The sequence below is a fragment of the Acinetobacter sp. YH16042 genome (genome assembly GCF_013417245.1).
Taxonomy (GTDB): domain Bacteria; phylum Pseudomonadota; class Gammaproteobacteria; order Pseudomonadales; family Moraxellaceae; genus Acinetobacter; species Acinetobacter amyesii.
In genome coordinates this window covers 1-6,459 of record NZ_VPEJ01000046.1, presented here as the reverse complement: position 1 = coordinate 6,459, position 6,459 = coordinate 1, and the positions used below count along the sequence as shown (strand labels likewise).

General features: G+C 44.9%; 4 protein-coding genes and 2 pseudogenes. 2 read left to right on the top strand and 4 right to left on the bottom strand.

Annotated features, from left to right (window positions below; genetic code table 11):
• Window positions 1–63: 63 nt before the first annotated feature.
• Window positions 64–141 (bottom strand): annotated as a pseudogene (gene repC, locus FTV37_RS18235) (replication protein C, IncQ-type); the annotation flags it as partial.
• A gap of 5 nt (window positions 142–146) precedes the next feature.
• Here repC (FTV37_RS18235) and FTV37_RS16165 point away from each other — a divergent pair.
• Window positions 147–353 carry a hypothetical protein gene (locus FTV37_RS16165; RefSeq protein WP_179991696.1) on the top strand — a complete coding sequence of 69 codons (207 nt, stop codon included), beginning with the start codon at window positions 147–149 and terminating at the stop codon, window positions 351–353.
• 3 nt (window positions 354–356) lie between these two features.
• Here FTV37_RS16165 and FTV37_RS16160 read toward each other — a convergent pair whose 3' ends face one another.
• Entirely contained in the window at window positions 357–1,310 is a 954-nt protein-coding gene (locus tag FTV37_RS16160) for a replication initiation protein (protein WP_179991697.1), read from the bottom strand.
• A gap of 2,194 nt (window positions 1,311–3,504) precedes the next feature.
• Between FTV37_RS16160 and FTV37_RS16155 the strand changes: the two genes are divergently transcribed.
• The gene (locus FTV37_RS16155; RefSeq protein ID WP_247166083.1) at window positions 3,505–4,527 is read left to right on the top strand and encodes a hypothetical protein; all 1,023 of its coding nucleotides are present in this window, start codon (window positions 3,505–3,507) and stop codon (window positions 4,525–4,527) included.
• A gap of 14 nt (window positions 4,528–4,541) precedes the next feature.
• Here FTV37_RS16155 and repC (FTV37_RS17995) read toward each other — a convergent pair.
• Together repC (FTV37_RS17995) and FTV37_RS16145 are read right to left on the bottom strand one after the other, a co-directional pair.
• Window positions 4,542–4,856 (bottom strand): annotated as a pseudogene (repC, locus tag FTV37_RS17995) (replication protein C, IncQ-type); the annotation flags it as partial.
• A 33-nt stretch (window positions 4,857–4,889) separates the two neighbouring features.
• A complete protein-coding gene (locus FTV37_RS16145) occupies window positions 4,890–6,302 on the bottom strand; it encodes an MFS transporter (protein WP_199792616.1) in 1,413 nt (470 codons plus the stop codon).
• Window positions 6,303–6,459 lie beyond the last annotated feature (157 nt).

Genomic DNA, 6,459 nt, shown 5'->3' with positions numbered 1-6,459 from the left:
CAGGAAAATAAGCCATTGAATATAAAAGATAAAAATGTCTTGTTTACAATAGAGTGGGGGGGGTCAGCCTGCCGCCTTGGGCCGGGTGATGTCGTACTTGCCCGCCGCGAACTCGGTTACCGTCCAGCCCAGCGCGACCACTTAATATGAATATTGCAACCTTAAAAACTGCTGAAATATTTAAAAAACTCCCTCATTTATTTAAGTCTAAGTTTATATTTTTTTTCCTAGGCTTTTGGTTGATGCTAACAGCATTTCACTATGTCGATATTGTACCTAGTGATGATTATTTAATAATCTCAAAAGCCTTGGGAATACTTGCTTTGATCACCTATTTTTTTGAAAGAAAATAGGTATTACCCTTTGAAATCAGTATGTTTACGCAATGCTGTAAATATCCGTTTTGCAGTTTCTTCACGTACTGATTTTGGGTCTCTCAAAATACCGGCAATAAACAGAGTAAAAGCATCGTATGTCGGGAATGTAGAAAGGTCAGATATGTCACTTACACGACTTAAAATAGCACTATATTTGCTGATTTGAGCATCTGTTAAATCGCAGAACATATCTATTGTGTTCGGGTCCCGAGCTTGTGTCGTTAGAGTTTTAGGTTTTGGTTTCTCTTTTACAGTGAACTTAAAGCCGACTACAGAACGCCCCTGCTTTATATTCTCATAGCTGAGGTTAATATCCGTATTTTGATTAATTTCATCTAATGAGGGTTTAATTACCCTTTTTTTTAAATTACTTAAATCTTGATACGACTCAGGTAAGCCAAGCTGTTCAAAAAGATCATTAAGGCTGATTTGAAAACCGCCCATCACCTGATGTTTCTTAGCTAAGTGATAGATGTCTAGTGAGTAGTCTTTCCGGAGCCGTAATACAACCTCTTTTTTATATTTTGTATAAGGATTTAAAGCATCAAACTCCCTAAGAAGAAGAAGGACTTCATCAGTAAAGTAGAGTTCTGAACCCCCTTGCCCTACTTTATAAACAACCTTGTTCAACCATCTTATTTTCACCCGATCCCCATTTTGTGCTGTATATCCGAAAAATCGGGTAAAAAGACGCTCTGACGCTGTTTCTAGTGCTGTGTATGCGGTTGAAAGATCGACATTACACTCACGTGAAAATTCATGAGATGAGATAAAAATAGGTTCATTACTTGATATTTGTGTTGTTCTAGCAAGCGGCGTAGACATGATAAAAAGACGTTTTTCATCAAGGCTCATTCCACGAAAGCATTCAGCAACTCGGTTTTGTAAGACAACCCAATCTTTCGGATAATGTTTCTTTAGATCTACAGCCATATAAACAGCTCAAAAATAATAAATCGGTTTGTTTTTATACTAAGTACATTGTTTGAGTCAATACTTTTTTACAAATTAAAGTACATACATAGGTTTGTACTTTAATACTTGGCGTTTGTACTTTTTAAACTTGGCGTTTGTACTTTTTAAACAGTGTTTAACTTGGCGTTTGTACTTTAATACTTGGCGTTTGTACTTTTTTAAAGTTTGAAAGCCATGTTACACGTGGCTTTGAGGGGGGGCTAAAAGTATTTAAAAGCTTCTTAAAAGAATAAAAAGGAGCAGGGGAGTGAAAAACAGCCCTATGGCACTCGCTTCGCTCGTGGCATTTTGACCTCGTTTCACTCGGTCTTGGGGGCTGTTTTTTGGTGACTGCTTTCGAGGATTCAAAAAAGCAAAAGCGGCTATGAATTCGCTTCGCTCATAGAGCTTTTTTGCTCGCTTCGCTCGGTCTAGGTGCAAATACCAGCATTTGATTTAATTCCTTTTGTCTTTTTTATTTTTTTAAAGCAGTTTTTCAGAGGGTCGAGGCTCAACTTTTCTTTGTGTCACTCGTAGACACTCGTTAAATATACCGTTTAAATGCAAAAAATAAGGGTTTTTAGCTACTTTAGGTGTTTTTTTGATATTACCTACATGAAGTAAATTAAAGTGCCTTAGAAAGCAAAATAGAGAGATTTAGGAACTCACCTCGTTTAGTTGTTTTGCCGCAACCGAGGGAGTCATATCTCACTTTCGTAGAGTTCACGTTGTTTGTCGAGTAGAACATGGGTAGGCAAATACCCAAGTCATTATCACAATACGTCGTTCTTTATACTAAAGAATGGAAAAAACTCATCTTAACGAGGACTCCCGCTAATTTTTCTAAATTAGTTAAATATTCAATTAGTTAGAATTGAAACTATGAAAAAAATCATGCAGTACACAAGACTATGCTGCCGTATTTTCTTTTCTTTCATTAACGTTTGCTTAGTCCTGACTTAGATCGGGAGACCAATCCCGACCTATCAGAACAAACAATGGCGACCAAACCATTTTTAGCTATGTTTCGCTTTTTTAGATAACAACATAAAACCGACTCGGATTTTCGACAACACTACTCCCTTTACCACCCTTAGCAGCCACGCCACTGGTGAGTTCGCAATGTTTAATACAGCATCGACTTCGTTATTTTCATAACTTATACGACCTACTCATCCTCTCTCCCTCTCCATGCCTTGCCGTGACAACTCAATGTCTAAGCATGGAGATTCCCAAGTTATTTCTAACGATCTTAGCAATTGAACGCCAATGCTCTTTTGTCTGTCAGTGCTTCCATTTTCCCCACCACGCGGTTCCTTAGATTTGGTGGATATGACTTTGAGACAAAATCTGAGCGTATGGCTCTTAATCTACACGTGTCTCCGGTTTATGCTTCCGGATGTATACTGTTTAAGCTATCCGTTGACCCACTTTGCTTGAGATGATCTCACTCAGTGGTGCCGCTGCTTCCAGATTTCTCCTCAGCTAGCCTGTAACATTGCTGTTACCTCAAACGCCATCAGTTGTGCCAATGAGCTGCGCTTCCCTCTTAGAGTGCATTTGCCGCAACACATTGCCGTTATTAGTGACCCTTAACATCCTGTCAGGGTCTCACGGTAATCGTTAAAACAGGGTTTCAATACAAAAAAAATTGTATCTAGTCAGGCTATATCTAACCTCACGACCACTTCACAATCATTCGATTGTTTATAGGCTCCCGTGTCCTTGTCGCCCAACCCCGTTTACAACGGATTGGATCGAAAAGGAGTATTACAACTCCCTAGCGCCCATCAGATCGTACCGAACGGGATTTCTCCAGTAGTACGCTCAATCGGTCAACTCAAAATGGCTAGTTCTGAATTGTGCGCTATCTAAAAAAACATGGCTTTAAGCAGGCTGTTGCCTGCTCAAAATCGCTAAAACGAAAATGGTCAGGCAGTTGGTCAGACTGCTTTAAGTCAATGAATATTGCGACTATAAACCAAGCAAAAACAGATGTAAATTCCGTCACCTAGGAACCACTTGATTGCACGATGACAAATTGTGTCAATTAAGTCCGACCAATGCCTTTGGCATTGGTAAAAAATCAAAATCGTTGAAAGCATTATAAAATATAGCTTTTAGTTAGAATAAATATTGCTTGATTACATAGGACTTTTTAGAATATTGTTTGATGACAATTGAACAAATATTGCTTGGTAACAATAAAATGATTCATTACAGCCCGAACAGTCGTTATACAGCGCAAAAAATTGTAGATAAAGTTGCAAACGGTGCGTATTTCTATAGTCACTTTACTATTGAATCTGATAACACGATGTTTGCAGATAAAATCCAAAAACTCATAAAAAAACTCAGCCAAAAATATTCTTTAGATTTAAGCCCACGACAAAGGACTTATCGTTTAAATAAAAAAAATGAGCCTATTGCGGATTTAATTATTCAAAAGCGTTATGACCAAGATATATGGGAATTTTGGCTGTTTGTGACAACTCCAAAAAGCAATGAATACAACACTCTTAAAAGCGAGGGGCAATTAAAGAAAATAGTCAAACAGCGAATATCAGAAGTTGAAACAACGTGGAATCGAGAAGAAGAACAAGAACAAATTTCATTGATTCAGACATATTTTAATGACCATGAAAAATTCAAATTTGTTTTACAAAAGCCCTTTTTAAAAGTTGCGTTTGGAAATGGGAAAAATGTTGAACTGGTGCGCCTTTCACACTCAAAAAAGAAATCAAAGAATTATCCTGATACGGAGAAAAGTGCAAAAAACTATACATGGACTTGGCGATTTGATGAGCCTAGCGTGCAGCTGATTAAAAAAAGCTATGTTGAAATTATAAATACACTTATTTCAAATAATGACAAAAGCGTTGGCATGTCTAAGTTGCAGTCATTTTATGATGATCTGAAATTTTACGGAGTCTTCAAAGGGAATCGGCACCAGATCGGACGATTGTTTGTTGATGCGGTCAGTTATCACTTCAAAAAAACAGGGAAAAACTTTAGAAAAATGGACTACTACATTCCTTTAGAGCTGAATTACCTGCCCCGAATTAAGAATTATGCAGATGATTTTATTCAGTATGTTTTCTTAAGAAGGATTTATGAGAGTGTTCAAATCAATTTGAATAAAGACGATGTAAATCAAGACACTTACACCGAACTATTTAACAAATATTTGGTTTAATAACAGGACTTAATAGGCAACGCCTCGCGCACCCGCTGGCGGCGCTTGCGCATGGTCGAACCACTGGCCTCTGACGGCCAGACATAGCCGCACAAGGTATCTATGGAAGCCTTGCCGGTTTTGCCGGGGTCGATCCAGCCACACAGCCGCTGGTGCAGCAGGCGGGCGGTTTCGCTGTCCAGCGCCCGCACCTCCACCTTGACGCAGTCATACGCCACCGGACCGAGAGGGCGGTGAATGGTCGCGGTGCGCGCAACAAAGGGCGCGCCCCGCGACCACCGGTCGGGGCTGACTGACGAGTCGCCGGGCGTCGCCACGGAGCACCTCATCGGGAACTTCGGGATCGGGTTACGACGGCACGCTCATGTCCTCGTCTGTTGTTCCTGCGTCACGATTACGATTCGTTGGACAATGGCGGTCGCAAGGCAGAGGCCGATGATCGCGAGGCCGCTACTTAGCACATAGGGTGATACACCGTGAAGGGCCGACGCGAAGCCCAGGCCCACGTAGACCGTGACACCTGCGGATCCACCGAGCTGGTCTGCGGCTCGCTGTACGCCGGATGCGACTCCGGCATCATCGTCGGTGACCTCGGTCACGGCCGCGTACTGCAATCCAACGAGGCCGAAACCCATTCCTGCGGCGATGAAGAGCATCGCGGGGGTTAGTAGCCAAGCGGGGGCTTCGAGCTGCGCGGCTGCCGCGATCACGATCATGCCTGCCCCTGCGGAACTCAGTCCCACGACGATGCAAGCACGCGCTCCCCAGCGCCCCAAGAGGCGAGGTACGACGGTCACGGCGACGACTAGTGCCACCGCAAGTGGCAGGAGCAGCAATCCGGATTCCAGCGGAGAGAGACCGAGTCCATCCTGTAGATAGAACGTGAACAGCAGAAAGGACGTTGAGAGCGCCGCGCTCAACAGTGCAGTCGCAAGATTTGCTCGCACTCGTGTCCGGTTGCGGAAGAAGGTCAGCGGAACCAGTGGGTTTGCGGCTCGGCGTTCCACCTTGACGAACAATGCAGCGGCGGCTGCCGCTCCCACCAGGGCAGCGATTGATGACCAGGGCACATCCCCATTGCTGTCCCCGGCCTCCACCACTCCGAAAGCGAACAGCAGCGGTGCGCTCGTCAGCAGAATCGATCCGAGAATATCCAACGGTGCGCGCTCCTGTGATCGGTCTCGAGGTAGCAGGGCGACAGAAGCGATCAGCACGAACAGGACGAACGGAACGGCGATGAGGAAGATCCATCGCCAACCGAGATACTCGGTGATGATTCCCGAGAGCACGAACCCCAGCACAAGACCGCAGCTCGCAACCGCAGCCCAGACGCTCAGGGCGCGGGTGCGCGCCCGCCCTTCGGGAAACAACAGGACGATGGTCGCCATCGCAGCGGGCAGGGCGAGGGCTTCCCCTACACCCTGCAACAACCTTGCACCGACGAGTAGCGGAAAGGTCTCCGCGAGGCCCGCCATCAGCGAGGCCGCTCCGAAGATCGCGGTTCCGATGAGCAGAAGGCGGCGGCGGCCGAAGACGTCTCCCAGACGTCCACCAAGCATCAACAGACCACCGCCTGTGATGGTGTAACCAACGACGACCCATGTCAGGCCGCGCGCATCAACGCCCAGATCGTTGCCGATAGAGGGCAGCGCCACGTTGACCACGGTGACGTCGACGGCGATGAGGAATTGCAGGATGGACAGACAAACAAGGACTGCCCAGGAACGAGCGACCGATACTTGCGCAGGCCGCGATGAAGAGGTGCTAAAAGACACAGAGAACTCCGTTGCTCGAATGAAGATCGTGCATGAGTATCATACGGATGCTCGGGTCGAAAGGGAATCCCCAGGCGAGTAACCTGTTTGCGGTGATCCATTAGCTGCAGGAGCAGAAGAGCATACATCTGGAAGCAAAGCCAGGAAAGCGGCCTAT

What these genes read in the sequence shown, in the direction of transcription:
- FTV37_RS16165 (WP_179991696.1), top strand. Translation starts at nt 147, where the DNA reads ATGAATATTGCAACCTTAAAAACTGCTGAAATATTTAAAAAACTCCCT.
- FTV37_RS16160 (WP_179991697.1), bottom strand. Translation starts at nt 1,310, where the DNA reads ATGGCTGTAGATCTAAAGAAACATTATCCGAAAGATTGGGTTGTCTTA.
- FTV37_RS16155 (WP_247166083.1), top strand. Translation starts at nt 3,505, where the DNA reads ATGACAATTGAACAAATATTGCTTGGTAACAATAAAATGATTCATTAC.